Source organism: Nitrospira sp. (genome assembly GCA_016715825.1).
In the GTDB taxonomy this organism is placed as follows: Bacteria; Nitrospirota; Nitrospiria; order Nitrospirales; family Nitrospiraceae; genus Nitrospira_D.
Map to the genome: position 1 here is coordinate 612,056 of JADJXO010000001.1, position 25,869 is coordinate 637,924.

28 protein-coding genes, 2 tRNA genes and 1 pseudogene are annotated in these 25,869 nt (G+C 53.4%); 9 read left to right on the forward strand and 22 right to left on the reverse strand.

Annotation, left to right across the window (positions count from 1 at the left end):
- Positions 1-40 precede the first annotated feature (40 nt).
- From IPM58_03030 to IPM58_03040, 3 genes are all read right to left on the reverse strand, one after another.
- Positions 41-607, reverse strand: a complete 567-nt coding sequence (locus IPM58_03030; GenBank protein ID MBK9306067.1) for a hypothetical protein — start codon at positions 605-607, stop codon at positions 41-43.
- The gene (locus IPM58_03035) at positions 604-1,257 is read right to left on the reverse strand and encodes an MFS transporter (GenBank protein ID MBK9306068.1); all 654 of its coding nucleotides are present in this window, start codon (positions 1,255-1,257) and stop codon (positions 604-606) included. Before IPM58_03035 ends, IPM58_03030 begins: the two co-directional genes overlap by 4 nt.
- A gap of 84 nt (positions 1,258-1,341) precedes the next feature.
- Positions 1,342-1,677 carry a hypothetical protein gene (locus IPM58_03040; GenBank protein ID MBK9306069.1) on the reverse strand — a complete coding sequence of 112 codons (336 nt, stop codon included), beginning with the start codon at positions 1,675-1,677 and terminating at the stop codon, positions 1,342-1,344.
- A 1,654-nt stretch (positions 1,678-3,331) separates the two neighbouring features.
- Here IPM58_03040 and IPM58_03045 point away from each other — a divergent pair.
- On the forward strand, positions 3,332-3,868 hold the full coding sequence (locus tag IPM58_03045; GenBank protein MBK9306070.1) for a hypothetical protein: 537 nt from the start codon (positions 3,332-3,334) through the stop codon (positions 3,866-3,868).
- Here the strand turns inward: IPM58_03045 and IPM58_03050 are convergent.
- From IPM58_03050 to serS, 14 genes and pseudogenes are all read right to left on the reverse strand, one after another.
- Positions 3,850-4,362, reverse strand: a complete 513-nt coding sequence (locus tag IPM58_03050; protein MBK9306071.1) for a hypothetical protein — start codon at positions 4,360-4,362, stop codon at positions 3,850-3,852. The genes IPM58_03045 and IPM58_03050 overlap by 19 nt on opposite strands.
- Positions 4,363-5,261: 899 nt before the next feature.
- On the reverse strand, positions 5,262-5,462 hold the full coding sequence (locus IPM58_03055; protein MBK9306072.1) for an IS3 family transposase: 201 nt from the start codon (positions 5,460-5,462) through the stop codon (positions 5,262-5,264).
- A 399-nt stretch (positions 5,463-5,861) separates the two neighbouring features.
- A complete protein-coding gene (locus tag IPM58_03060; protein ID MBK9306073.1) occupies positions 5,862-5,978 on the reverse strand; it encodes a transposase in 117 nt (38 codons plus the stop codon).
- A gap of 288 nt (positions 5,979-6,266) precedes the next feature.
- On the reverse strand, positions 6,267-7,016 hold the full coding sequence (locus IPM58_03065; GenBank protein MBK9306074.1) for a hypothetical protein: 750 nt from the start codon (positions 7,014-7,016) through the stop codon (positions 6,267-6,269).
- Positions 7,013-7,501, reverse strand: a complete 489-nt coding sequence (locus IPM58_03070; GenBank protein ID MBK9306075.1) for a hypothetical protein — start codon at positions 7,499-7,501, stop codon at positions 7,013-7,015. Before IPM58_03070 ends, IPM58_03065 begins: the two co-directional genes overlap by 4 nt.
- 134 nt (positions 7,502-7,635) lie before the next feature.
- Positions 7,636-7,728: transfer RNA gene (locus IPM58_03075), tRNA-Ser, on the reverse strand.
- Between the two features lie 246 nt (positions 7,729-7,974).
- Positions 7,975-8,673 carry a transposase gene (locus tag IPM58_03080; protein ID MBK9306076.1) on the reverse strand — a complete coding sequence of 233 codons (699 nt, stop codon included), beginning with the start codon at positions 8,671-8,673 and terminating at the stop codon, positions 7,975-7,977.
- Positions 8,658-9,164, reverse strand: coding sequence for a hypothetical protein (locus IPM58_03085; GenBank protein MBK9306077.1), 507 nt, complete (start codon positions 9,162-9,164; stop codon positions 8,658-8,660). Before IPM58_03085 ends, IPM58_03080 begins: the two co-directional genes overlap by 16 nt.
- Positions 9,165-10,224: 1,060 nt before the next feature.
- On the reverse strand, positions 10,225-10,581 hold the full coding sequence (locus IPM58_03090; GenBank protein ID MBK9306078.1) for a hypothetical protein: 357 nt from the start codon (positions 10,579-10,581) through the stop codon (positions 10,225-10,227).
- A 231-nt stretch (positions 10,582-10,812) separates the two neighbouring features.
- Positions 10,813-10,902, reverse strand: a tRNA-Ser gene (locus IPM58_03095).
- A gap of 234 nt (positions 10,903-11,136) precedes the next feature.
- Positions 11,137-11,400, reverse strand: coding sequence for a hypothetical protein (locus tag IPM58_03100; protein MBK9306079.1), 264 nt, complete (start codon positions 11,398-11,400; stop codon positions 11,137-11,139).
- A gap of 245 nt (positions 11,401-11,645) precedes the next feature.
- Positions 11,646-12,041, reverse strand: a complete 396-nt coding sequence (locus IPM58_03105; protein MBK9306080.1) for a hypothetical protein — start codon at positions 12,039-12,041, stop codon at positions 11,646-11,648.
- 302 nt (positions 12,042-12,343) lie between these two features.
- Entirely contained in the window at positions 12,344-12,547 is a 204-nt protein-coding gene (locus IPM58_03110) for a hypothetical protein (protein ID MBK9306081.1), read from the reverse strand.
- A gap of 315 nt (positions 12,548-12,862) precedes the next feature.
- Positions 12,863-14,151, reverse strand: a pseudogene (gene serS, locus IPM58_03115) (serine--tRNA ligase).
- A gap of 116 nt (positions 14,152-14,267) precedes the next feature.
- Between serS and IPM58_03120 the strand changes: the two are divergent.
- Positions 14,268-15,302 carry a radical SAM protein gene (locus IPM58_03120; protein ID MBK9306082.1) on the forward strand — a complete coding sequence of 345 codons (1,035 nt, stop codon included), beginning with the start codon at positions 14,268-14,270 and terminating at the stop codon, positions 15,300-15,302.
- Positions 15,303-15,311: 9 nt separating this feature from the next.
- Entirely contained in the window at positions 15,312-15,677 is a 366-nt protein-coding gene (locus IPM58_03125; protein MBK9306083.1) for a sulfurtransferase, read from the forward strand.
- 19 nt (positions 15,678-15,696) lie between these two features.
- On the opposite strand, the gene IPM58_03130 is transcribed toward IPM58_03125, so the two are convergent.
- Together IPM58_03130 and IPM58_03135 are read right to left on the reverse strand one after the other, a co-directional pair.
- Complete coding sequence (locus IPM58_03130) at positions 15,697-16,242, reverse strand: OmpH family outer membrane protein (protein ID MBK9306084.1); 546 nt, start codon at positions 16,240-16,242, stop codon at positions 15,697-15,699.
- 82 nt (positions 16,243-16,324) lie between these two features.
- Entirely contained in the window at positions 16,325-16,735 is a 411-nt protein-coding gene (locus tag IPM58_03135; protein ID MBK9306085.1) for a hypothetical protein, read from the reverse strand.
- Between the two features lie 586 nt (positions 16,736-17,321).
- On the opposite strand from IPM58_03135, the gene IPM58_03140 reads away from it, so the two are divergent.
- A complete protein-coding gene (locus IPM58_03140; GenBank protein MBK9306086.1) occupies positions 17,322-18,494 on the forward strand; it encodes a hypothetical protein in 1,173 nt (390 codons plus the stop codon).
- An 84-nt stretch (positions 18,495-18,578) separates the two neighbouring features.
- Here the strand turns inward: IPM58_03140 and IPM58_03145 are convergent, their stop codons facing one another.
- The 3 genes from IPM58_03145 to IPM58_03155 all read right to left on the reverse strand — a co-directional run bounded on the left by IPM58_03145 (position 18,579) and on the right by IPM58_03155 (position 21,756).
- Positions 18,579-19,907 carry a phenylacetate--CoA ligase family protein gene (locus IPM58_03145; protein ID MBK9306087.1) on the reverse strand — a complete coding sequence of 443 codons (1,329 nt, stop codon included), beginning with the start codon at positions 19,905-19,907 and terminating at the stop codon, positions 18,579-18,581.
- A 106-nt stretch (positions 19,908-20,013) separates the two neighbouring features.
- A complete protein-coding gene (locus IPM58_03150; protein MBK9306088.1) occupies positions 20,014-20,610 on the reverse strand; it encodes a DUF98 domain-containing protein in 597 nt (198 codons plus the stop codon).
- Between the two features lie 108 nt (positions 20,611-20,718).
- On the reverse strand, positions 20,719-21,756 hold the full coding sequence (locus IPM58_03155; GenBank protein ID MBK9306089.1) for an AAC(3) family N-acetyltransferase: 1,038 nt from the start codon (positions 21,754-21,756) through the stop codon (positions 20,719-20,721).
- 597 nt (positions 21,757-22,353) lie between these two features.
- On the opposite strand from IPM58_03155, the gene moaC reads away from it, so the two are divergent.
- The 5 genes from moaC (at position 22,354) to IPM58_03180 (ending at position 25,863) form a co-directional block, all read left to right on the forward strand.
- Positions 22,354-22,875 (forward strand): cyclic pyranopterin monophosphate synthase MoaC, encoded by a 522-nt coding sequence (gene moaC, locus IPM58_03160; protein MBK9306090.1) that lies wholly within the window; start codon positions 22,354-22,356, stop codon positions 22,873-22,875.
- Positions 22,872-23,570, forward strand: a complete 699-nt coding sequence (locus IPM58_03165) for a molybdenum cofactor biosynthesis protein MoaE (GenBank protein MBK9306091.1) — start codon at positions 22,872-22,874, stop codon at positions 23,568-23,570. Before moaC ends, IPM58_03165 begins: the two co-directional genes overlap by 4 nt.
- A 19-nt stretch (positions 23,571-23,589) precedes the next feature.
- Positions 23,590-24,660, forward strand: coding sequence for a GTP 3',8-cyclase MoaA (gene moaA, locus IPM58_03170; protein MBK9306092.1), 1,071 nt, complete (start codon positions 23,590-23,592; stop codon positions 24,658-24,660).
- Between the two features lie 122 nt (positions 24,661-24,782).
- Positions 24,783-24,968, forward strand: a complete 186-nt coding sequence (locus IPM58_03175) for a hypothetical protein (protein ID MBK9306093.1) — start codon at positions 24,783-24,785, stop codon at positions 24,966-24,968.
- Positions 24,969-25,026: 58 nt separating this feature from the next.
- Positions 25,027-25,863, forward strand: a complete 837-nt coding sequence (locus IPM58_03180) for an acetyl-CoA carboxylase carboxyltransferase subunit beta (GenBank protein MBK9306094.1) — start codon at positions 25,027-25,029, stop codon at positions 25,861-25,863.
- Positions 25,864-25,869 lie beyond the last annotated feature (6 nt).

Genomic DNA, 25,869 nt, shown 5'->3' on the forward strand with positions numbered 1-25,869 from the left:
CGGTCTCCATGATGACAAGGAGCTGGGACAAGACCGAGGCCTACCGATCACAGCCCGGTCCTATCTTCTGTGAGGCCGTCACCAGGTGGATGCCGAGCCACATGATCCCACCGATCAGCGCCATGGCAGCCGCCACGCTCAGGAAGCAGTCCAGCCCCACTGTTGCGCGATCCATGGTGTGAAGGTCGGAGAAAGCGCTCCCCGATATTAGCCCCATATTCGCGAACCTGACAGGCTGCCGGCGTGAGTCGGTGAGAGATCGCTTGTGGAAGACCACTAGGCGCCGATCGTGAAGTACAGCCAACCGGCGCAGTGAGAGACTGGCAATCGCCAGATATGGAAATTCCATATTTGCACCGAGCGCGATCGACCCTGCGGCGAGGCCCATTCCCAGCATCCCGACGATTTGTCGACCTTTCGTGATGCCATGACGGATGGCCAGCCGGTCTGTGACCCATCCACCTGCCGGACAGGATACAGGATCATCAGAAAGGGCGGCGGCAAACAAGCCGCCGCTGAGGACGGTAAACCCTCTTACGTTGACGAGGTACAGATAGAACCAGGACAGATACACATAGGCCACATAGCCCAGACACCCATAACTCACCACAAGCCACCAGACGCTTGGCGTGCGTCGGAACACCGACCACGGAATCGATAGCTGCGTTGTAGGAACAGAGAGGCTGGAGGCTCGGTCTTGTGCGACTTGTGCCATCGGTGGCTTGTCGGACGATCAGCGGCCAAGTACCACCAGATGGCCGCGAGGCCTAACCCTAATCCACTCGAAAGATAAAACGCGGTCTGCCACCCATAATTGACCATGACCCATGCGGTGATGGGCGGTGTGATCGCCGCGCCGATTCCAATTCCTCCGATAGCGATGCCGATGCCGAGTCCCCGTTCATGGTTGGGAAGCCGGTCGGTCACCGCTCGATTAAACGTCGGCAGGGCTGCCGCTTCTCCGACACCTAAGAAAAACCGCACACAGGCCAGAGCCCCTACAACACCGAATGGTACGGCGAGGAACGATGTCGCCGCGACAGCCGTCCAGGCGGTAAAACAGGACCACCAGATCAAGGCAATCATAAGGACGAGACGAATGCCCCAGCGGTCGCTGAGCCATCCACCAGGAATCTGAAAGAGGGCATACCCACGACAAAGGCTGAAGACCCATCCCATCTCCTGCTCGGTGATTCCAAGTGCGGGCATCATTTGCCGTGCGGTGACGGAGATATTGACCCGATCGATATAGGTCACGACGCTGATAGCGAAGAGCAGCCCGAGAATCAACCAACGGAGAGGCGAAGGAGGTAACGATTCTGGATGGTTTGAGGTATGATCTCATTCACGAATTGGTCGTCGGAAACATTGGAAGGTGTAACCCTCGGCGACCAGGGCCAAGCGAGACTGCTGGAGCAATTGGATCTTTGGCCCAAATGTTTGGAGATCGACCTTTTGAGGGCGTTTGAGTACACCATCGGTCAGGCCGTTCTTGACCATATCGAGTTCGGTGTCGCTCAGGGAAAAGGTTCCGAGCGACTGGCTGATCGCCAATCCGAGTGCATACAGGGTCTTTTGATCATCGCTAACTGGATCCGACGAGGCCGCGAGCACTGGAGCCGTTAGGAGACAAAGCCCGGTGGCGAGGCCTAGGATGTGAATTCGCATGGATGACATGGATGATTGGTCCTTTCTTGTGAGGGGACTCATGTAGACCGTAAGGATACGATACGCGTTTCAAACTCACAATAGAAATCTTCCGAGCCATTTCAATAGCCTAGCAACATCAAGGCGAACACCACAACTTCGTCTGTTCACCCGCGACAGTGCGTACAATAGGCATTCTTTGTTCGTTAGTCTTGCGGGTTTCCTGGTATAATCAATACATGACTACCAAAAAACACTCCAAGCCTCGTCAGACGGTCAAGCGTAGGGGCAAGGGCCTTCGAAACCTAGGAGGCCCCAAGCGAAGCGACAAGAATCTCGCCAAAAGCCTTCCCGACACCAGCCGCATCCCGTGGTTTCCTTCCATGCCCAAGACGGGAACGGACGCCTGAGTCCTGCTTGACAAGAGCCTTGCTGCGTCGTTCAATGAATACAGGTGGAGTGGAAATCCGCTGCGGGACATTCCCTAATCGAAGGGAGGTCGATATGGTCAGCAAACTGTCAAGACGACTTGAGGACTTTGAACTACGACTGAGACAGCTCAAGTACCAATCAGGACCTCTCCTATAAAGCGGTCCTTGAGCTCACTCGCATGGTTCATGAACTGTCGCAGAAAATCGACCATCAACAGGAAGCCGCCGCCTTGAAAGGCTAGGCGGACAACGTTGATGCGGTAGTGAAGTTGTACCCAGGCGCGGTAGCTCACAGCATTGCTTCGAGTCGTGCGTCAACCCCATTGGTACAGCTTCAACTGGTTCCGGGTTTCTTCTCCTCTCGGCACTCGCCCAAGCGGATTGGAAAACCTCGGTAACCGTTTTGCCTTCCTCTTAGGTTTGCGCTGAGACCTCGAGTCCCTCAATAGGTCCTGCACCTGCTCCCAAGTCTCAAGCCATTCGAAATCTTCAAGGTCTTTATCGCGGAGGTTGAGGCTCCATTCTGAGACTGGTTTGTTTCGTGTGCCTGTGGGGCGGTTCAGCCAGCGAAGTTGGAAGTACCAGTTGCCTGACCAATCGGTGCCGGTGGTGTGAACGGTTCCAATCAGACCGGTAGGATAGCCAAAACGGGAGGCAGTCAGACGAAGGTAGATGTCTTTGGTGATGTCTTGACGGGTCAACATGGAAGTTACCAATGGTTACACTATAGGCGATGGAAGGTCAAGGTGGAAACGAGGAAAGAATGGCTTTCAACTCGTTGCGGAACCGCCCTAGTCCAGTGACTGGGTTGAAACCATTCGGTATGAAGCCTTGGCGAGAGGCCCAAGGAAAAATGCTCGATACGATGCCTATCTCACAACGGAAGTCATCTAGCATGGGAGGAAAGGGATGCCGTGGGGAGACTATTTCAAGAGATGGGGATCAGACGGAATGGAGGGCACCATCTAAGGCTGGCAGATACCTAATTCAGACTATTTCAATTACCCGCCGTCATCAGGGCAAACACCACGATGGCGATCATCGCCAAGGCGATTGCGACCAGCAGGAGCGGAGGGTTCTTGCCGAACATTCCAGGCATGGCTCACTCCTCAGGTTAGGGTGTGGAGATACTGAGATCAGCCTATGCTTTTGGCGGCCATGTGTCCAGGTGCCCAACGTATTGAATCCAGTAACAGCTATGACGTATTGTTTGGAAACAATGACCTGAAACAGTTAGAAGACAGCGCGTGTCTATGATGCGAATGATTATAGCAACTCTGTTCCTCGTGCTCTCTTTGGCTGGGTGTGACGGGAACTCAAGCTCTGAACAGAAAGGGCAGCAGCCTCCTGCAGAGGCATCGCTTGCTATAGCCTCACCAGATGCGGTTTGTTTCCTACTAGACAGCCATGGTCTTGCAACAGGAGGTTGGAAACAGGTTCACGGCGACAAATTTGGCTGCAGCAGCAATTACAAAGAAATCGGTTCAGGCTCTCCCTTGGTCAATGATCTTGCCTACTACGTCGATGGCGACAGGAATTCTGTTACTCAAGCGATGCTAGTTCTAAACGTAAACGATAAATCTCAGGCGACATCTGGTCATTCTGCCTTGCTTGCTTCGGCAGGGGAGTTAAGTATAAAGCTCGCTACTGTGAAGTTGCCTCAAACCATAAAGGATGCAATTACAGGAGGCAAACCAATGACAGCGAAAGAGGGGCAGACGACCATTGAGGTTGAACGAGACGATTGGCCGACTGGCAAAGGATACGAACTTCATGTGATTTTCAAGTGAGGTCCTATCCTGGTATTTTCTCCTTCTCCCTCTCCTCTTGAGGCGTGGCTCACTGTTCGGCAGGCTTTGACGATCCGATCCCGATACCTCTGCAACTTGGAATACCACATCCCGAAACCAAAGACCATTATTACTAGCCCAAAGAGTTGGGCCGCTCGTGAGACACGGTGAACCATTCCAAGGCGAGATGCTAGGTAGTCTTCTTTCTCGCGTGAGTTAGCTATTTTCGCGCTCAGAGTTTCGTTGGCGTCCATTCTGCTTTTCGTCTCCGCTATTTTTTTAGTTGCCGCATTGAAGTCTGTGATTGTTTGGAACGCTTTGGCACGTGACTCGTCTTTAGGCTGCTCCCCCCTCGTACGCTCTTCCTCTTGGAAATCTTTGAACGCCATGATGGATGATCCAAGGGCGTCCACTGCCTCCCCTAGTCCCCTAATTATGCGTCTATTTTCGATGTTATGGTTTGCCACTTCGCGATTTGTGTTCAGCACTGACATCGTCAGCTCTGATTCCATCTGCCAAGGAATGTAGATAGATAGGACAACCACAATAACCGGTTGAGTATCTCACCGGGCGAGGATATCTATCGAAGCCAGAGCAACCAGGCGATGAAAAGTGCAAAAACAAGTGATGGTTTCAACGCGATGATCACATTCACTCATCGTGTTAGGATTGGCCGTGTCTTAGAAGAGGAGTATAGCCATGCAGGTCTGTTGTGACAATATCTTAATGCAAGTATTGGGATCTAAGGCATTTGCTCAGAGGCATTTGCCCGTCTCCGGTTCCCTTAGTTTCTTCAGCCTCCAGCCTATCTCTAAGGAGATGCCCATGTCCCAACGCTTCTGGTAGAGTGCCAGACACAAGTCTCCTCAGCCGCGCGAGCAGTCTCTAGCGAAGCCATAGCAACAGGGCTATGAACATCGCTAGAGCCAATGAAGGTTTCAACGTGATAATCACGTTTGACCTCCTCATAGATGTTTTCGGCATCCTCGAAGGTTATAGGTACCCAAGGTATGAGAAGTTGTCAATGAAGATGGAGACGCAACTATGCCCGTAGTCGGTAGACTTGCTAATTAGACTTGTGGCAGACTGATCCTGTGTGAGATTCGCTACGAGATGAGGGTTCTGGTATGGCGAATGGGGTGGCCGTAAAGCAGGAAGAAGGCGGTGGAACCCAGACCACTGCGCGTTCCGGTTCTGGCATGACACCTGGTCAAGGTCAATTCATCATTGGCATATTAGTTACTATTATTCTGGGGTTGGTAGCGTACATGTGGAATGAAACTAGATCGGACATAAGAGACCTTCAAGGAGAGTTTAGAGTCCTATCTAAAGAGGTAACAAGACTCCAAGAAATGGTTAAAACTGATCTTCCCCTGATTTCGTGGACACGTGGTTACGCGACTGCGGCCCTCGCTTCATACTCAGCTGGAGACTTATACCCGAGGGTTGAGTGCCGTCGTTGCCGATTATAGAAGACCTCAATGTACTCAAAGATCTCCTGCATGGCTTCGTCTCGGGTTATATAGTGCCGATGATAGACCAGCTCGCGCTTGAGCGTCCCGAAAACTCTCGACGCACGCGTTGTCCCAACAATTGCCTTTGCGGCTCATACAGAATGAGGCCGTACTCAGCCAGTCGGCGCTGGTAGTTCGTCGCGGCATACTGACTGCCGCGGTCCGGATGGTGCAGAGCCCCGCCCCGGGAGTGCGGTTCATTACGGCCATCGTCGGGGCTTGCTCCAGCCAGCTCACCGGTTAATCGCTGGCCCTTGGCCCAGCCCCGACCCGACGTGGATACAGATCGAGCAGGACGGCCCAGATGAGAGCCAGCCTTCTCCCGTCAGATGTAGGTCAGATCTCCCGCCCACACTCGATTGGGCGCCTCAGCAAGTGAAGACCCGAGCCAGGGTGTTCGCGGCCACGAGGAACGCATGCTGGGACTGCGTGGTAGCACGCCACTTCGTCACCGTCTTGGCTCGGATGCCAGCGTGGCATCAGCCGGGCGATGCGATGCTCTCAACCCGGTGGCCCTGTGCACGGAGTGCTCGCCAGATTCGTGGACTCCCGTAGGTCTGGCGACTGTCGTGGTGAAGCGCCCGAATTGCAGTCAACAGGCCTCGATTGGCTACTGCCCGGGTGCTCTCGGGACGTGCCCGCCAGGCATAATATCCTGCAGGAAGATAGAGCGAAGGCTCGGCACGCCAGGCGGATGGGATAGCGACGGTCGTGTTCCTGGATCACCGATATCTCATCAGGACTCCTTCGCGAAAGAACGCCGCCGCGTTTTAAAAATTCGCTCCTGCTTTAGGACAGCATTCTCGCGCCGCAGTCGGACCAGTTCGGCCTCTTCAGCTCGGAGGTCCTGCCGCGTCTTTCCACGCTCCTCCGCCGCCTGCTGCTCACCGCCAGCGGTAGGGCAGATGGTCAGCAATGCCCAGGTCTCTGGCTACTTGCGCAACCGGTCGTGCCGGAGTCTCGGACCAACCGCACTGCTTCTGTCTTAAACTCTTTCCGTATACTGCCGTCTCGTCTTGGTGCTCATGCTGCCCTCCAATTTCATCAAACTCCTCCTTATACAGGTGTCTGTGAAATCGGGGTAAGGTCAATGTGCTTGGAATGAAGCCGTAAAGACCAGGCCACTCTTTTCTACGTTTGTTTACAGGATATCGATATAGAATACTTGGCTCAGGAAGTGTTCTTAGAAATTTCCTATATTCAGCTTCGTCAAGGTTAGGCTCTGACTGTTTCCGTTGCTTGATCAGCTCTGATTCAGAGACAGGTGAAGCAAAGGGGATTTCACATTCAAATGCAAACGGTGGATCGGGAAACGTTGCACGATATTTCTCAGCTAGGGTGTTAAGGTCATGGCCAACCTCTTCGAACTTTACTCCTCTTTTCAGTAAGGCACCCTTTAAAAACAGTTCCACCGCATGGGCAGCTAGCATCAGCACCACCGCGCTGTGCGACCAAGTGTTGAAGGTGGCATCACTTTCAGCTTTCTGACACAGGAGAGCTGACGCAGATCTGTACGCCTCCGCATAGTGAAAATAGCGGTCCGGTGGGTTTTTAAGTGAATGATGTCCGATGCCGTCGCAGCCGCCGTATCGTCCGTACATTTCAGCGATGAATCCTTCAGCATTGTCAGTCAAGCCGCCTCATCCCTCTGGCCCTTGATCTTCAAAGCCTGAGTGGCGCCCAGGAGCGTCTGAAGGACCTCAGGATACTGTAACTGCTCCAATCCATCTCGCAACATCGGCAACGGTGCCCCATGATTGTAGATCCGAGCATGGACATCCTGCCCAGCATGGCCAACTAAGACCCTTCGGATCTTGTCATTGACTCCGACATTCGCTAACCGAGTCACCCCGGTATGCCTAAGGCCATACAGCACCAGCGCCTTGTCTTTGATGTCAACTCTCTTCAGAAGACGTGCATACCACTTGCCCGCTGCATCGGCAAATGGAGTCTTACCTTTTTTGAGAGTAGGGAACAATCGTATCTCACCCGCCTGTCTCAAGGACTGTACATAGTCGAGAAACCCGAGCTGAACAAGAGCAGAATGAACCGGTACCTTCCGGCGACTGCCGCGATTCTTTAGCTGATGGTTCTCGCCTTCTGACTGGGTTGAAACCACCCGGTGTGAAGCCTTGGCGAGAGGACTAACGAAAAATGCTCCACGCCAGGTCTATCTGACAACAGAAATCGCAGGGCAGTCAACAGAAGGGATGCCGCCGTGCAACTCTCCGGAGAGAGAGAACGTAGAGGGAATGGCGGAGAGGGAGGGATTTGAACCCTCGGTAGAGATTTTGTCCCTACGGCGGTTTAGCAAACCGCTGCCTTCAACCACTCGGCCACCTCTCCAGGAGTCACTATTCCTCGGGGTCGCGTCAAAGGTCGCCCCGCATCCACAGCGGAACCGTTGATCAGGCGGGAAATCACCGACGCGGGGGCATCTTACATCAGCCGATGTGAACGGTACAAGAGAAGAGTCAGGGGCGGTGACCCTCACCGAAACCGGTGAGGGTCAGAAACATCGGCTCATGAAGTTTACGGAAGTTCTGTTACGCGAGAGGTAGGAGATGTCGCCTGAAGAAAAGCTAAAATGGGTTAGGCGGCGGTCCTCTCCGACTGACGATGCATGGCCTTCACGAAGGTGTTCGACTGTGTCATCGCCCCATCTTTGAATGTTACGTGGGAGGACACCAGGGGTAAGAGTTCCGGTGCATGCAGCCTCTTCCAGGACTTTTCAGCGACCTGGAGCATTTTCCACATGATCGCCTTGGCTCCCTCGATGCGTTTATAGTGCCGGGAGGCGGTTGTGCGGAGCTGCGCTGAGTCGAACGGCGAGACCACGACGTTCGTCGTGCGGATATGCCGCCAATGTTCCTGCGGAAACGCATAGAAAGTCACCATTCGTTCCCAGTCCCGCAGCAGGGTCTTGACCGCTTTGTCCTCCGTCTTCCGGTATGTCTGTACAAATTTGTCTCGCCGTTCCTCACATTCGGCTTGGGTCTCTGCATACGCCATTGCTTTCAGCTGCTCTCTCGCCTTCGCCCGAGCGTCCTTCGGGAGTGTCTTGACGACACTGGCGATCTTGCGGTTCCAGCATCCTTGCCGCTCACCTGAGGGATGGATGTCGTCCAAGGCTGCCCACAAGCCAAGGCGCCTATCAGCCACCGTGAGGCGCGGGAACGTGAGCCCACGATGTTTGAGGTCGTGCAGGATCGTGAGCCAGCTTTCTTTGCTCTCCCGCTTTCCGCTGTCACAGGCCAGGACAATCCGCTCGCCGGTCATGAGTGTGCCCACGATCGTGAGAGAAGTGCGCTCTTCTGATCGTCAATGCCTGCTTTGACATAGACGCCGTCGGCCCACCAGTAGGCGACTGCCAGATGCGACAGATCCCGTTTCCTCCACGCGTCATATTCCAGCTGGAAGAACATCTTGAGCCGTTGGATTGAACCCACCGGTAGCGGCCCCCCTTCTCCCAAAAGATTTTGCAACGCTCCATCGAAGTTCTCGGCGGCGAGCCCCTGTGCATCCTGCCCCAAGGGTATACGACCGACCTCCCGAGGCCGCCGAGTGAGCAGTGGGAGGACTTTGCGCTCAAATCGTTTGGCGAGGTCCACGATCTTGGGGCGAAGGACCGTGACGGTCCCACCGGTCATTGGGGACTGATCAGCTTTCCCACAACCGTGCCGGCTCCCCGATGGCAGATCAACCGGTGCCACGTCACATCGGTCCTCCGTCTGGATGCCACGGAGATATGTGGTGCCTTTACCTTCCAAGATCTGGTGCAACTGGCCCTGGCTCCTCCCACGTACCCACTGCTTCGGCGCGTCATGTCCTACCGAGTGTGATGGGACTATCCCGTGGCAGACTCGCTCCAGCATGGCGGTGTATGCATTGCCCCGGTGACAACCAAGGCAGTGGTTGACGGCTCTCCTGAACGGCTGCGTTGACCGGAGGCTAATCCTACACCTAACGACGAGATCGCTCGGGATAGATACGGGCGGAGTGAGCGCATGCGTACGATGAGCGGTTGTATGGACTCAATGAATCCGGTCAGCAGACTTGAGTGACTTGTCAGGGGAATCGTGTTGTCTAGGAAGAAGTCGGTTTGTTCTTCTGCCTTCAGGAGAGGGGTGGTGTATCGAACTTCGATATGACTTGGTCGTATGACACCACTGTTGGACAGCATTTGGAGCGTCTGCCGTCTATGCCGTTGACGAGTGAAGTAGGTCCGGACGTAGTGAAGCGCCATCTCGTAGCCTCCGTGATGGTTCCTGTGATGATTCAGATGTGAGAAGCGTGGAATTAGACCCATAAGATGCTCATGAATTCGCCTTCTACGTTCTTTGGGCGACTGCATCGATGGCAATGAACGAGTAGACTCGAGTCTCCGGATGTCGTCGCGTGTTCGAGAACGAGCTGATAGGTGTTCCCGCCACAGAATGGGCATGCCTTCCCATGAATCGCTTTGGGGTTTGGCTTTGCTGGTCTCCCCTGTTTTCTCATCTTGTCTCCCGTAGGTGCTTAGTGCCTTCGCGATGCCGTACTGTGAATGGCGTGAGATAAGACGAGGAGGGGTGAGTCGCAAATACCATGGAGGTACAGTGACCAGAGCCAAAGGGGGGCCGTTCATATTGGGGCCCGATCTGGGCTGGTCAACAAGGTTCTTGTGTATCTTCCAGACCTGTTTCATATGTGTTGGTGTCCCTGACATGAATAAGGGTGAAGGTAGGTTTCTCCGGGAGGAAGAAACCTTTGCTACCAGTGGGTGGGCTCCACGGCAGCGCCCTTCACCCAGGTGTGCGGTCGTCAATGGCTCAGATGGCTTATGTAGAGGCGACGGTGTCGTTATGCGTGAATCAAGATCCGTTCACTTTTCCTGCGCGAACTTGGCGAGCACTGATCTTCAATAGACGTGAACTTCCTCAGCCGCGCCTGGTCCCCAGGCGACGCGCTGAGCACCTCAACGTTGATCCAATGATTCTTAACCCACTGGACCTCAGCCAATTCGACGAAGACGCAGACGTGTTCCTCAGGCAGCCACAGGCGGAGTTTGACATAGTCGCCAGGGTGCAAGTGTTCTGGCTGTGAAATGGCAGGGGAGGAGGATGAGAGGTCGTAAATGCACCCCTCTCCCGTTAACCTTTCTTTGTCTTTTGAGAGGATGCACTCGATCATGGTTTGTGAGAGCAGTGCTGAAGGCATCTTCCCTCCTGTTCTGAGCCAGAGCTCAACAATAGTCCTTGCAGTAATACAGAGATACGAGGTCGGACTACTCCCCTGGTAGGTGGCAGGGCCCAACTAAGGTACTGCTAGTAGATTGCTGGTGAGACCAAGAGGGAAGTGATTACTGGACTGACAGCACACTAAAGTGTGCTGGATCGACCCGAGACGTTGAGCCAAAACGTGGGGCAGGATGATGGTTGATGAAAGATATGGCGGAGGGGGCGAGATTTGAACTCGCGGATGAGTTACCCCATCTCCGGTTTTCAAGACCGGCACGTTCGGCCGCTCCGTCACCCCTCCATACCAACCTTTGGTTGACCCGTCGACTATTTATCGCATTCGTGTTATGAAGTCGTCGGATAAACTATTGTGATGCCGAGGGTCTCCCTCAAAGCGTTGCGAGTATACATCCAACGCGATGTCGATGCTACTGTGAGTTACGTGGTGTCGTGAAGAAACAGTCATAACAAGTGGAGCTACCCTTGCGTGATACCAGCAGCGGTCCCGCCAGTCTGGCTCAATGTGTTGCTGCCTTCACTGATAGACCATCCAATAGGACTGTACCCCGTCACGCTCCGCCAACGTCTGGCACTGTGCTTCAGTCTGGCACGGACGCTCGCGCGAACCCTCCGCAGTCGAATCATTTCCATGGGTATAGTCCACGACATATTCCGTGTGTGACGAGGAACAACCACTCAGTGGTAGGACCAGCACCAGCCATGCGCCGAGTGTGAGCAAGCCTTTGTACCCACTGTGAAATACCTGATCTTCCCGGAGTTGCATGAATGTGAACATCATCGCCTCCTTTCCGCGCGAGTGACTAGAACAGGGTGTTGACCACGATGCCTGTGCAGCACGCGTCTATCCTGCCTTCAACCTGCGCGCGAACCAATCCCACATCTGTAGTGGGTTCCATCCGAGAAGTTGTTTGGGGGGAATACCGTCCGGGATGAGATGACTACAGAGTCAGCGAACTTCGGCAAACGTCTTGTTGTTCTGGTAATGCAAACTGGGAAGTCGTGGGCTTATGAAAGCTGTTTCGCTCACACGTCCATGGGCCGCCTGTCGGCAAGCGTCACCCATCCGCGAATGATGCGATAGACAAACCAGAGCCCCACCAACGTGATCGGCAGCCACACAAAGAGGAGGCCGATCCCAAGGGTTGCGACGATGAAGGCTCCGCAGAGGGTCATCCAGAGCAGGCCAAACCAGAAGGTTCGAATCTGCCAGCGAAAATGTGAATCAAGCCAGGTCCCGCGAGCTTCGCTCCGCTTGACGTAGTTCAGAACGACTGCGATGATCGAAGGCCAGCCGGTAAGGAATGCGCCGACCACCGTGGCAGTCCCGATGATGCCGGTCAGCAGGCTGAAGGCATGGAGGGCGTATACGACCTTCGTCCAGGTGACAAGTGAATCCACGGCTTTCCTCCATTCTCCCATTCAGAGTGATGGGTGGGTAGATCAGGACCAGCGCTTTAGCATATTCACTATCTTCGGTCTAATGCAATAAGCACAGGGTTCCTGGCGTGTACGATGCAGCTCGTGCTGGGCGCAACGAACTTGTTGGAGGCAAGCTGAGACAGGCCACTTTTGAAATAACGCCGCAAAGTGGAAATGGTACCTAAGCGTATGCCGGTGGGAGGTTGTGCCGATTCTGAGGGAGGCGGGCACCGATGTCTCCTGGTTTCCGAACACCTACAACATCTCCTTGTAGCTGTTACCTGATCCATCGCTGGTTACTTTCAAGCTTTCTGCTTGCTGCGTCTGGCAGCGTATCGGGGATTCTCATATACCAACTCGGCACGTTCATGCTCCGCCCATAATCGCACGCCATAGACTTCTTGTAATTCCTGCTTGGCTTTCTCGTCACCTTTTCTCGCCTTTCGAAAGAGATTCTGGCGATGCAGGTCTTCTTCTTCTTGACTCAGGGACCACTGTGCTCCCATTTCGACTCCTTTGTTACAATTTGCTATCTTTGTGAGGGCCTCTTAGCGGAGGCGGGGTTGTACACGAGTTGGATTGCCAATACAAGATATAAAAATCAGTGGTGGGGTGATGAAAATTGTCGAGGGCATTAATTTCAGACTCAGGGGTAAGAGTGAAACGAGGCGCGATGAACAAAACTGCCTGAAGAGACGAGTGGGAGGCGTCATGTAACGACGATAAAAATATCGTCTTGGGAAAGACTATCACATCGAAAAGGCAGGGTGAAACACGTATGGAATTGATCCGTAGAACGACGGGGAGGAGACCGCAGGACTTTATTCCCTTTTTACCCTTTCTAAACCTCCCATGTATGGTCGCAGTACTGGTGGAATTTCAACCGACCCATCAGGCTGTTGGAAGTTTTCCAAGATCGCCACCAACGTTCTTCCAACGGCAAGACCGGAACCGTTCAGTGTGTGGACAAAGTCGCTCCTGGAGTCTTTCTTTCCTCCAGGCGAGGATCGGTATTTGATGCTTGCTCGTCTAGCTTGGAACGCTTCAAAGTTACTACAAGAGGAAATCTCTCGGTACTGTTGCTGAGACGGTAGCCACACCTCAAGATCATAGGTCTTGGCGGCTGAGAATCCCATGTCGCCGGTGCACAGTGCGACTACGCGATAGGGAAGTTCCAGGCTCTGTAAGATCGACTCCGCATGACCCGTCAACCGTTCCAGTTCTTCGTATGATCGATCAGGCGTCGTAAAGGATACGAGTTCGACTTTGTTGAACTGATGGAGCCGGATCAGACCTCGCGTGTCTTTTCCGTATGATCCGGCTTCTCGTCTGAAGCATGGCGTATACGCCGTGTAGCGAAGCGGCAAACTGTCCCCGCTCAGGATCTCTTCACGATGCAGATTGGTCACCGGCACTTCGGCGGTAGGAATCAGGAAATAATCTTCATCTTTCAGCCGGAAGAGATCCTCTTCAAATTTGGGCAACTGGCCTGTTCCGGTCATGGATGCGCGATTGACCATGAGGGGAGGCACTACCTCTCTATACCCGTGTTGCGTCGTGTGTGTGTCGAGCATGAAATTGATCAGGGCCCGTTCCAGCCTCGCGCCGGCTCCCGTCATGACTGAAAACCGAGCCCCGGCAATTTTCGCGGCTCGATCGAAATCCAAAATTCCGAGCCCCTCTCCGATATCCCAATGGGGCTTGGGTGGAGTTGCAAACGACGGGGTGGTACCCCATCGTCGGACTTCCACGTTTTGAGATGCATCGCTTCCGACAGGGACCGAAGCATGGGGGAGGTTGGGGATGCGAAGCGCAACGTCGGTGAGCGCCTCCTCCACTTTTCTGAGGGCTCCTTCGGCATCCTTGATGCGATCCCCAAACGTTTCATGGCTGCCATGGCCTCGTCGGCCGGCTCTTTGGCGCGGCGCAGCCGCGCCACTTCTTCAGAGCCTTTGTTGAGCTCCTGTCTCAGCTGTTCGACCTGCATGGTGTGTGTGCGGCGTTCTTCGCTCCATTTGCGCAGGTCATCCCATGGGACATCGTTCCCTCGTCGTCCAAGGACGGTACGGATCGGATCGAGATTTTCGCGGAGAGCCTTAAGATCGTACACGGATCGTTCCTCCAAAAGCGGTTGGAATCTAGCACCTGATTTCCAGGGAGTCAATGAACTGTCGATGCAGCCGACATGAGCTCATGACGTCCTCCTGGAATTGACATCGACGAGGTATGAAGAACAGGATGTCGATCATGCGGCAGATTGCCAATCCACCGAATCCATTTGAATCCCGTCGACGTGAACTCCTGGAACCGGCTGGTTCGCCGCACCTGATGGTGTACACGGACGAGACGCGAGAGATTCTGAGTCGCAACGACAGCCCGGATCTTCCCTTTCGGTGGAGTCTCAATCCCTATCGAGGCTGTTTTCATGCCTGCGCGTACTGTTACGCGCGCCCGACCCACGAGTATTGGGGATTCGGCGCAGGGACTGATTTCGAGAACAAGATTGTGGTGAAGGAAGATGCCCCACGATTGCTTCGGCAGCACTTTGAGAAACCTGGTTGGCGTGGAGAGCTGATCCTCTTTTCAGGGAACACCCACTGTTATCAACCGATTGAAGCAGCGTATGAGTTGACCCGCGCCTGCCTGCAGGTCTGTGCGGAATACCGTAACCCGGTCGCGATTATTACAAAAGGTGCCTTGGTTCTCCGTGATCTTGATGTCCTATTGCAATTGCAACGTGAAGCCTGGTTGATGGTCTATTTCAGTATTCCCTTTGCCTCGGATGAGACGGCCAGGAAAGTTGAGCCTCAGGCCCCGTCAACCACGAAACGGTTTTCAACCATGAAGGTGCTGGCCGATGCCGGGATTCGCACCGGCATTTCAATCGCGCCGATTATTCCCGGTTTGAACGAGGACATGATCGCCGAATTACTCAACAGAGCCCGTGAAGCGGGAGCCTGCACCGCAACCTCCAGCCTCTTACGACTGTCGGGTAGCGTGGAGCCGGTGTTTCTGGATAGGATGGAGCGGGCCTTTCCGGAACGGATCGGGAAAATTACGAGCCGCCTGCGCGAGATGCGGTCGGGAGCCATCACGGAGGGCCGATTGTTTCGTCGGCAAGTCGGCCAAGGTAGCTATTGGGAGATGATCGATCAGTTAGTCGCCCTATCGAAACGAAAAACCGGCTTTTCAGAGAACCAGGCAATGGACATTCCTCGGACGTTTCGCCGCCCTGGGGGTGAGCAGGCATCGCTATTCTAAGGAGGTAAGGTGAAACACAATCCGGCCTTTTTGAAATTAGTCGAGCAGGCGAAGAACCGGATCACCGAGTGTCGTGTTGAGGAGGTTAAGGCAAGCCTGGACCGGGGAGAGCGGTTTCATTTGCTTGATATCAGAGAGGATCACGAATTCGCTGTCGATCATGCTCGAGGTGCATGTCATCTCGGCAAGGGCATTCTCGAACGAGATATCGAGACGGTGGTCCCTGACAAGGACGCTGTGATCGTGCTCTATTGCGGAGGCGGGTTTCGCTCAGCACTTGCGGCCGACGCGTTGCAGCAGATGGGGTATCATCACGTACGGTCTATGACGGGAGGAATCCGTGCATGGCGGGAGGCTGGGTACCCGCTGGAGTAGTGGGGTGGCCCCGCCTGTCCTACTTGTTCGTACGATCAAACTCCTTCACAACTTGGTCCGTTAAATCGATCGTATCCTTGTTGTAGATCACGATCTTCACGGTCTGTTCACTTCCCTTGTCGACCACGAGCGCGACGCCTCCTTTTTCGGCGACCGTCTGCGTCGCAACGGAGATTTTCTTCATGTATTCGTCGACCAACTCCTTCTGTTTTTTCTGGAGTTCTTGGTTGAAGTCTTGCGCGCGTTTTTGAAAGTCCTGAACCTTCGTCCTGAACTGGGTTTCTTTCTCTTTCTTTTCTGCGTCGCTCCATTTGGACGCCTGTTCTTTCAATTGCCGTTCTTGATTGCGCAGATCTTCTTCATCCTTGGCAAGCAGCTTCTGCCTGATCGAGACGTATTCTTTCAACCCATCCAGCGCACGCTTGCCAGCTTTGGATTTCTCCAGTACGGATTGCGGATCTACCACCGCCATCTTGAAGTCGGCTGCTTGAACGTGTGAGCCCAGCAGCAAAACGGGGGCGAATGCGATGAGAAACAACAGCTTTGGCAATGCAGAATTACGCATCTTGTCTCTTATGCCTCCAGACGGAATTAACGAGCGGTGGAAGAATAACCGTGCCTCATATATCTGTCAAGCGACTCTTCGGCTACCATGAGTCAAAACTGATCGGTTCTTCCGCAAGCCAGACCTCGACGCCGTAGTGCCACTTCAGGCGCCGAGCGACCGCCCTCAAGGCGTGTTCGTCCGCATGGTTTGGGTCGAAGGGATCTTCGACTTTCTTGAGCTTCTCTTTTTTCAGAGGAAGTGGGTGACCAAGCTCTTTCATGGCGATCGCCAAGACATTCAACTGGAAGATCCGAGGCGTTTGGTTCAGTTCCAGCAGAATGGCTTCTGGTGTCCGATCTGGGGATCGGTGGGTCTGGATCAGTTCAACAGCGCGGTTCTTTAACTGAGTGCGTTGTGTGTCCGTGAGTTCAGGGATGGCCAACTCCATCAGGAGAGCGTTGGTGGCGCCCTTGAATGACGGTATGTTGAGTAGTCTGCTCAGAAATCCCATGAGAATCCTAATAGCGAATCGTGTAAAGGGAGGGAACGCCCTCGCTCCGACAAGGCAGCGTTATCCTTCGAAGAGTGTACTGAAACTACGGTGTGTTTTTCTACCCGTTTCGGGATGAGAGGGGAGTGTGGCTCACTACATCAAGAGACGCTTCACGTTTTCGCTTGGAGTCTCTACCCCTTGGATCAGCACACCAGTTATATGGGAAGGCCGGTCATCTGCCGAATGGGTAAACTCACGGGGATGCCATTCGACTTCTTGACAATGTCTTGTAGGTGAAGGTCGCGCAATGGCTGGTCGCGATGTCACCCTTCAGGATGAACAGGAACCATACTTAAGATGGGGTAGCCAGCGCCGATCCGATAGTTGCGCGACCCGGTCGGCTGTGGCAAGGTGCCTGCTCAGGAGCATGTCTGCGAGGCACCGTGGCTGTACACAGGTGTTGGAGGGTATGCAGGATCATAGTTTTCTTGGTCGTCCCCGACATCCGCGCGCGTGAATAATACGTCCCAGCCCGAGAGTCCTGCTCCTTCATGGAAGCAGCGAGGAACCTTGCGCATTACATATTTGGGGGAGGAGTCGAATTATGCTCGGTCTTGTTAAAAAAGCGATGCGAAAGTTGTCTGCCCAGAGGGAGCGGCACCGGGAAAGGGAGCTGCTCGCTCCACTCTACTCCCCAGGGGAGAGCAATCTCGACCATGAACAGCATCTCAAAGAAGCCATTGCATGGTTAAAGCGTGCTCAGGATAGCGGGACTGACCGAGGTGTTTCCTATGGCGTACGTTTCGGAGGAGACTTTGAGGCGAGCTATCCGGAGACCACCGGCTACATCTGCCAGACTTTTATTGAACAGGGGGAACTGAGGGGTGATACGGATTTGCTGACACGGGCGATCGAGATGGGGGATTGGGAGATCGCTATTCAGCTTCCTGATGGTGCCGTGATGGGGGGCAAATCCAACTCCCAGCCGACTCCAGCCGTCTTTAATACCGGTATGGTTCTTCTCGGCTGGAGCACATTGATCCGCCGTACAGGCGAAGAACGTTTCAAGACGGCCGCACGACGCGCGTCCGATTGGCTTGTGTCTATCCAGGAGCCCGATGGCGCGTGGGTACGAGGGCACTCTCAGTTTGCCGCTTTTGGGACGACTCTGTACAACGTGAAGGCCGCTTGGGGCCTATGTGAGGCAGGTCATGCCTTGGGTGAGGAGCACTACATTTCAGCAGCCGTACGTAACGCAGAGAACTGTCTTTCTCGACAACGATCGAATGGCTGGTTACCTGATTGTTGTTTGTCGGATGCACAGGCGCCTCTTCTGCATACTCTCGCGTATGCTATGCAAGGTCTCCTGGGGATCGGTTTGCGAACCGACCGGAAGGACCTCATTGCGGGGGCACGACTTCTCGCAGACGCACAGATTGATATCATGAACGGAGACGGCTTCATCCCTGGACGACAGCGTGAGGATTTCTCAGCTGGGGCAGAGTACTGTTGCCTGACTGGCTCCGCACAGACGTCGATCGTCTGGAGTGATCTCTACGCTCTGACCAGTGAGGAGAAGTATCGCGAGGCGGTCCAGCGCGTGAATCGGTACTTGATGAGGCACCACGACATTCGGAATCCAGATTCTCGGCTGCGTGGTGGACTACCAGGCTCCTGGCCGGTCTGGGGTGACTACGGTCGCTTGCGCATCCTGAACTGGGCGACCAAGTTCCTTGTTGATGCGCTCAGCCGCGAGCAGAGGCTGTCAGGGTTGTAGAGGATCCGGTTCATTGCATATCCTGCTGAGGCTGGGGGTCTTGTTAAAAATGTTCATCTGAAAAGACGGTGACGCTATCCCGGCTTAGGAAGTGGGTTTCTTTAATATGCCGGACTTTCCCACGTGGCGGTAATCGTTAAAACGCCTCGCCTTAAGATCAAAGCGTGGCAGCGTCCCATGCGGGACGATATTGACCGCGACACGCAAGGTGAGCGCATTTCGTATTTCATGGGCGACGGCCGCAGCAATAGCTTCAGGATCTCCGGCGGTGATTTCCACTCGAAGTTCCATCTCATCTAATTCCCGGTTGCGATACACGTCGACGGTGAATTCCCCGACTTCTGGGAATTGTCGCACAATAGTTTCGATTGCACTGGGGAATACATTGATGCCACGAATCACAATCACCCCATCGACTCTGCCGATAATTCCGCCCTCTAGGCGATGAAAGGTTCTCCCACATTCACAGAGCTCACTATTCAACTTGACTCGATCGCCAGTCCGGTATCGGATGACCGGCATGCCGACTCGCCCGAGGTTCGTGATAACCAATTCCCCTTCTTGAGCAAGATCGCCAGTAGTTGGATCAATCACTTCACAGATGAATTCGCCCTCATTAATATGAGGACCTTGTTGCGCCAAACACTCAAAGCCCCAGGCGCCCACCTCCGTTGCCCCAGCGTGATCGTAACATTTGGCATTCCAGATGGATTCAATGCGCTTCCGTGTTCCAGGTATGCTTGCCCCAGGTTCTCCCGCGTGGATGTTAATTCTGACGCTTGAATTGGCAAGATCCATTCCTTCATCCTTTGCCGTTTCTCCCAAATGTAATGCATATGTGGGTGTGCAGACCAAAACCGTCACCTCATTGCTAAAAATAGCCTTCACGCGCTGCTGGGAAGACATTCCCCCACCTGGAATGGACATGGCCCCGATCACTCGTGCGCCTTCATGGGCACTCCAAAATCCAATGAACGGGCCAAACGAAAAGGCAAAAAAAATCCGATCGTGAGCGGAGACTCCGGCCGCACGGTACACCGTTGCCCAGCAGCGGGCCCACCAGCTCCAACTCTCCTCCGTATCCAAACATCGCAACGGCTGCCCTGTGGTGCCCGAAGTTTGGTGGATTCTGGTATAGGCCTCCCGCGTAAACGTCATGTTTGTTCCGTAGGGTGAATGAAGGGATTGATCGGTAGACAGCTCCTCCTTCGTTGTAAAAGGAATCTTGCGGTAATCGGCAAAGGTTTGGATTTCATGTGCGTGCCTAATCCCTGCCTGTTCAAACTTGGCACGATAGAAGGTATTGTCCTTCAGCACAGGATCCAACATGAGTTGCAGTTTTTTTAGTTGGATTTGCTGTAATGCGTCGCGCCCAAGCGTCTCAATAAACGGATCGAGGTATTGGAAATTCATAGGATGTCCTTTCTCGCGAAGCAGATGTCCTTTTTGTGCGTGACGCCTATTCGAGCAGGGTGCTATTAGCCGTGTTCCTCTAACCCATACGCATGCGGGACATCGACTAGTGATGCGCCGGCATTGCATCTCCTTGAGCAGGGAATTTCTCGTTGATCAACATGATGGGCTTTCCTCCTGCGATAATTCTGTATGTTCTGCTTAACGCTTCAACTCCAGCTAAGTCACCAATGGCGGCCGGAACATTCTTCAGAGTTTCTTTCCCCCACCAGAGCAACTCTCGGTGAGTCTCCCACCGATTACCGTACAGAATACGGCCAATTCCTCCACCTTCTAATTCGAGGCCTTCCTTGATAAATTGAGGCAGTCGGTCGAGAATGATCAGCGAGGGAGCGTAGGCATAGCACGTATAACTCCATTTCCCACGTAACAACACTTGACGCATGAGCGCCTTCGTTCCTTTTTCTGCTTCCAACCATTTATTATCCACCGCCAACGGCCTAATTTCCTGGCCCAACCGTATCACGTCAATCTGTTCCATCGTATACGCTTCAATAAATTTAGTTACGGTGCCGTCGGTTACCATAAGGGCTCGCTGAAAGGGAGTTAATGTTCGAAGGTTAAGCTCCCGTAAATCTGCTGGCATGGCAAATTGAGCCATGAGCAAATCTTCCATCGGATTAAAATCATTACTCTTTTGCATACGCATTCTCTAATGGCAGAAAAAGCTGTCGGCAGGTGGTGACGAGCCGTCCTGCGGAGCTGTTATGAAAGGCGGTTGAATTCACTGTGCGAATTGGGAGCAACGTACTTATAAGTATGGAAGATCTAATCCTTGAATCCTCTCAAGATCGTAAGATGTTCGAAAACGAGTTAACAACGATTCCATTTCCGGACGAAGTTCATGTAAGAAAGAAGCGGCTTGGAGAAGCCCCACGCGAGCTGCACCGAGGTCTGCAGTTCGGAATATGTGTTTGGCCTCCAGGCGTTTTCGTCTCTCCCAAATCTCTCGGTGATTATGGAGTCGAAAGCCTGCTTTCCGGAGAGCAGGCTCACGACGTTCAGGGAAAATCAGTGCATAGTCATGCAAAATTGCATAATCCTCTGGGAAGCCATCTGTGCCTGGCAGGATAAGATAGTAGGGTACTCGTACGCGCATCACCTGGGTCTCAAGTGTCGACTCAACTCCTTTGTCATCAATGACTCGAACGTTCCGAGTTCCATCCAAATACAAATTTGGAAAATCGACAAGATCCTGCACATGATGCAGAAAGCTGTGGATATGCGTATTAATCATGAGGATTTTCCCGCCGAATGGAGCGAGGCGGCCGAACGGAGTTTCCAATCCAAAGGGCTTGGCCGAATGCTGATGCCCGGCCAACAGGTCATGAGCCAAGGGGCCCTTGGCAGCAACCGAGTTGGTAGGATGGAGGCTACGCATGACTCCGGGCCACTTCCGAAAGGTCTCAGTAACAGCTCCAACTTTTGATGGAGTCTTCGAAACATCAAATATCTCTCCAGACTCAAGATAGGACAACATGCTGCTACCCATGGAAAAGGTCGGCATCATGATCGTCCCAGAAGTTCCAACCACCTCTTCCAACGCTTCGATGAGCGTTCCCGGTCCGCCCTCCACATAGCCTAACGAACTAAAACTACTATGGACGCAGACAAGATCCCCTGTTGAAAGATCCAGATCCCGAAGTGTCTTCACGATTCGCTCTCGAGTCAGGGGACCTGTAACCTGATAGGTATAATACCGGCTGCGCTTCATGAAATATTTCTTGAGTGTATGAGAAGCTCTTCCATTCTTGAGAAGGTTTAACGCCTTTGAAAAAACCCGATTCATTCTGACAATCCTCTCCACCTGGCCGTTTCTTAAGTTATTGACAGTCTATTGTAGGGCCAGGATGAAATGTCTCGAGGTATTCAAAAATATTCTGTCTAGGCTTCGACCGCCTGGTGCTCATGAGGACGAGCACGTTCCCGTTTTGCGATGCCAAGAAGCTTTTAACCGGGATAGTATAGCAGTAGTTAGCTCAGTGCGATACGTTCCTGATCATACCTGCAGTGGTCAGGCGCTGTTGATAGGTGGTGCTGGCATACCGAATGCTTGGATTGGTAAGGGATGAAAAGGCCTGGTTCGGTGAAGCTGATGTGGCACTCTCTTGGAGGGCCGTGCTGTGTCTGCTCGCCATTGTGGCAGGTCGCCAAATGTCCAGCTTATCTCGGTGAGGGATAAATGAAGAATGTTGACAGGAAGTTCACTCGTTACATGCTTCAGCATCGCCTGGATCACAGTAGCCCTACTTGTCTTGAGAGCGTGCTCAAGGTGAACAGATGAGGCGCTAGCCAGGACCCTTTCTTGACCTTCCTCTCAAGCGGCACCTATAATCCGCTATTGATCTACCATCAATGGTCCACAACATACTGATTCAATAGAGAAATGGCTGACTTTACCCACTTTAATGACTCGGGTCGGGCTCGGATGGTCGATATCGGTGCCAAAGAATCGACTGAGCGATTGGCTACAGCCCAAGCCAGGGTTTTTTTGTTTCCTGAAACACTTGAAAAGATTCAATGTGGGAAGATTGCGAAGGGTGATGTGCTGGCGGTTGCTCAGGTAGCAGGAGTAATGGGTGCGAAAAGGGCGCCTGATCTAGTTCCGATGTGCCATCCCATCCTTCTCACGAGTGTCGATATCGCATTTAAGGAAGAGCCTCAGCCGGACTCTCACGGTCGCTGTTCGATCACCATTCTGGCTACGGCTAAGACAACTGGGCCGACCGGAGTTGAGATGGAAGCCATGACCGCAGCCGCTGTTGCGGCACTCACCATTTATGACATGTGTAAATCGGTCGACCGTGGCATGAGTTTCAGCGATGTGTGTTTACTGTCGAAGTCAGGTGGGAAATCTGGGACCTACACCCGGGAGGGTTCGGTTGAGGTAGAAAGTAGGAAACGGTGATCACAGTTAAATTATTCGGACTGACGAAATCACTCGCGGGAAATCAGGGGTCTCTTTTGCTGGTGCTTGAGAACGGACGACGGGTGAAAGACTTAATTGACCAGATCAATATCACCCATCCTCAAATCGCCGAGCTCATTCATAAGAAAAAAGTCCTTGTCTCGGTAAACCAAGAAATCGCTCATGCAGAAACCACTGTTCAGGATACCGACGAGATTGCCTTGTTGCCTCCCTTTGCGGGAGGTAGTTCCGTCAGTGATGTGGTGGATGAAAGCCAATTCGTCCGGGTCCAGCGAGAGAATTTTTCCATAGATCAGGAGCTTGAACGAGTACGCAGCCGATCTAAGCGCATAGGAGGAATTGCCACGTTCTTAGGCATCGCCCGCGATCGTTCACGAGGCCGCGATGTGGACAGGATGACGTTCGAGCATTATGAAGGAATGGCGCAGAGGAAGCTGCGCGACATTCGAGAACGGGCGCTGAAAGACTTCGATATTCTTGAGTTGCTGATTATCCATCGGTACGGAGACATCACGATTGGTGAGAATATTGTGCTCATCATCGCCGGAGCGGAACATCGGGCCGATGCATTCCGTGCGTGCAAATGGGCGATCGATGAACTCAAGCAGATTACCCCGATCTGGAAGTTGGAGCATACGCCGGATGGGGAGGTGTGGGTAGAAGAACACCCCTAATCCCTCGGACTCAACCTCGATGGCAAACCTGATTAATAATCCAATAGCCGGGCGTTCTGAGGTGTCTGATACATTTGGTCGCCCGCTTGGCAGCTTACGTCTGTCGGTCACGGATCGCTGTAATCTCCGCTGCAACTACTGTATGCCGGAACCAGAATATGTCTGGCTACCACGCGAGGACATCCTCAGTTTTGAGGAAATGGCGACACTCGCCCGATATTTTGCTGATCTGGGCGTGGAGAAAGTCCGACTGACCGGCGGCGAGCCGCTCTTACGGCGGGATCTTGCACGGCTGGTGCGGTTACTTCGCCAGGATCGGCGAATTACTGAAGTGGCGTTGACCACGAACGGAATCCTCCTTGCTGATCATGCACAAGAACTGTACGAGGCAGGACTTGATCGTGTGACGGTCAGTCTTGATACGCTGAGACCTGATCGGTTTCGTCAATTGACCGGGCGGGATGAGTTTTCACGAGTTCTCGAGGGAATAGAGTCTGTGGGGAAAACAGGTTTCAGCAATCTGAAACTCGACACGGTTGCGATTCGAGGATTCAACGAGGATGAGCTCTATGCGCTCGTCGAGTTCGCCAAACTGTATCGGGCCGAGGTCCGCTTTATCGAGTATATGGATGTGGGTGGAGCGAACGAGTGGAGTATGGAGAAGGTGCTGTCGCAGGACATGATCCTCGATATGTTCGGTCGTCGCTATGGCCACGTGATTCCTATGCCAGAACGAGGAACGGCTCCGGCACAGCGATTTCGCTTGCCGGATGGCGCTATCTTTGGGATCATTCCGTCAACGACGATGCCGTTCTGTGCTCACTGCGACCGCAGCCGTGTGACTGCGGATGGTCTGTGGTATTTGTGCCTGTACGCGTCGGTGGGTGTGGATCTGCGCAAGCCGCTTCGTCTCGGCGCGAGCTCAATGGAGATGCAGGAGCTGATTCGATCGGTGTGGGCCGCTCGTCGTGATCGTGGGGCTGAGGATCGGAAGTCTCTTGAGCGAATCGGGCTTCGGTCCGGAGGCCTTGTTCACATCGATCGTCTGCGAGAAGACCCTCACTTAGAAATGCATGCCCGTGGAGGATGAGACTCTGTTTTTCATATCTGCTACAATGGCCTCCTATTCCTCAGTAGTTGCATCGCTGACGGTCACTTGAGCGCAGGTTGTTTATGTGGGTTTCCTAGAACATGGTGCCGGAGATGGAATTGATGGCTCTCCTTGGAGTCGGGTTTGTCCTTGGCCTTCGGTGTGCGCCGGATGGTGATCACGTTGCCGCCGCCTCGACCACTTTGGCCTTAGGAATTCGCATTCCTGAGGAGTTCGAATTGATCACAGAATCCGCTGATATTTTAGTTGCCAAAGGAAGCAAGCGGCGAGGGATGTCGCTATCATAGGAACCCCCGACAGTCAGTGGCTGTTGGGGCGCATAAACCCTCGTAAGAGAACAATATAATGGCATGGTTTAAGAAAGATAAATCAAGTGAGTCAGGTCCGCCTCCGAGGTCCAAAAGCAGTGAAGGCATGTGGCTGAAGTGCAACCATTGTCGGGAAATTGTCTATCGGAAGGAAGTTGATCGAAACAACAAAGTCTGTCCCAAGTGCGACTATCACTTCCCTATCTCGGTGACCGAGCGGATTGGATTACTCATCGACCTTGGCACGTTCAAAGAATGGGATGTTGGGTTAGAGGCTCAAGATCCCTTGAATTTTCATGACACGAAGTCCTATCGAGAACGGGTCAAGGCCCATCAAGAAAAAACAGGCCGTAAAGATGCGCTCGTCATTGGCGAGGGTTTGGTGAATGGGAGTCGTGTGGTGCTCTGTGTCTTCGACTTCAGCTTTATGGGTGGAAGTATGGGGTCGGTCGTCGGTGAAAAGCTCTGTCGGGCGATCGATCGTGCGCTTGAACAGAAGGTGCCCGTTATCTTAGTCACCGCGTCGGGGGGAGCTCGGATGCAGGAAGGTATCCTTTCTCTGATGCAAATGGCCAAGACTTCTTCAGCGGTGGCCAAATTAGGTGAGGCCAAACTGCCGTTCATCTCGATCCTTTCCGATCCCACGTTTGGCGGTGTCACAGCAAGTGTAGCCATGCTCGGAGATGTCATTATCGCCGAACCAAAGGCATTGATCGGTTTTGCCGGGCCACGCGTGATTGAACAAACGATCAAGCAGCAATTGCCGGACCAGTTTCAGCGAGCCGAATTTCTACTCGAACACGGCATGATCGACATGATCGTTGAGCGGAAGCGCCTCAAAGAGACGATCGGCACACTCGTGAATCACTTTTAATCCCCT

What these genes read in the sequence shown, in the direction of transcription:
- IPM58_03105 (MBK9306080.1), bottom strand. Translation starts at nt 12,041, where the DNA reads ATGGGAGAATGGAGGAAAGCCGTGGATTCACTTGTCACCTGGACGAAG.
- IPM58_03145 (MBK9306087.1), bottom strand. Translation starts at nt 19,907, where the DNA reads ATGAATTTCCAATACCTCGATCCGTTTATTGAGACGCTTGGGCGCGAC.
- IPM58_03150 (MBK9306088.1), bottom strand. Translation starts at nt 20,610, where the DNA reads ATGCAAAAGAGTAATGATTTTAATCCGATGGAAGATTTGCTCATGGCT.
- IPM58_03130 (MBK9306084.1), bottom strand. Translation starts at nt 16,242, where the DNA reads ATGCGTAATTCTGCATTGCCAAAGCTGTTGTTTCTCATCGCATTCGCC.
- moaA (MBK9306092.1), top strand. Translation starts at nt 23,590, where the DNA reads ATGGCAAACCTGATTAATAATCCAATAGCCGGGCGTTCTGAGGTGTCT.
- IPM58_03175 (MBK9306093.1), top strand. Translation starts at nt 24,783, where the DNA reads ATGGCTCTCCTTGGAGTCGGGTTTGTCCTTGGCCTTCGGTGTGCGCCG.
- IPM58_03090 (MBK9306078.1), bottom strand. Translation starts at nt 10,581, where the DNA reads ATGCCTTCAGCACTGCTCTCACAAACCATGATCGAGTGCATCCTCTCA.
- IPM58_03135 (MBK9306085.1), bottom strand. Translation starts at nt 16,735, where the DNA reads ATGGGATTTCTGAGCAGACTACTCAACATACCGTCATTCAAGGGCGCC.
- IPM58_03155 (MBK9306089.1), bottom strand. Translation starts at nt 21,756, where the DNA reads ATGAATCGGGTTTTTTCAAAGGCGTTAAACCTTCTCAAGAATGGAAGA.
- IPM58_03050 (MBK9306071.1), bottom strand. Translation starts at nt 4,362, where the DNA reads ATGTCAGTGCTGAACACAAATCGCGAAGTGGCAAACCATAACATCGAA.
- IPM58_03180 (MBK9306094.1), top strand. Translation starts at nt 25,027, where the DNA reads ATGGCATGGTTTAAGAAAGATAAATCAAGTGAGTCAGGTCCGCCTCCG.
- IPM58_03045 (MBK9306070.1), top strand. Translation starts at nt 3,332, where the DNA reads ATGATGCGAATGATTATAGCAACTCTGTTCCTCGTGCTCTCTTTGGCT.
- moaC (MBK9306090.1), top strand. Translation starts at nt 22,354, where the DNA reads ATGGCTGACTTTACCCACTTTAATGACTCGGGTCGGGCTCGGATGGTC.
- IPM58_03110 (MBK9306081.1), bottom strand. Translation starts at nt 12,547, where the DNA reads ATGGGAGCACAGTGGTCCCTGAGTCAAGAAGAAGAAGACCTGCATCGC.
- IPM58_03100 (MBK9306079.1), bottom strand. Translation starts at nt 11,400, where the DNA reads ATGATGTTCACATTCATGCAACTCCGGGAAGATCAGGTATTTCACAGT.
- IPM58_03040 (MBK9306069.1), bottom strand. Translation starts at nt 1,677, where the DNA reads ATGTCATCCATGCGAATTCACATCCTAGGCCTCGCCACCGGGCTTTGT.
- IPM58_03140 (MBK9306086.1), top strand. Translation starts at nt 17,322, where the DNA reads ATGCTCGGTCTTGTTAAAAAAGCGATGCGAAAGTTGTCTGCCCAGAGG.
- IPM58_03120 (MBK9306082.1), top strand. Translation starts at nt 14,268, where the DNA reads ATGAAGAACAGGATGTCGATCATGCGGCAGATTGCCAATCCACCGAAT.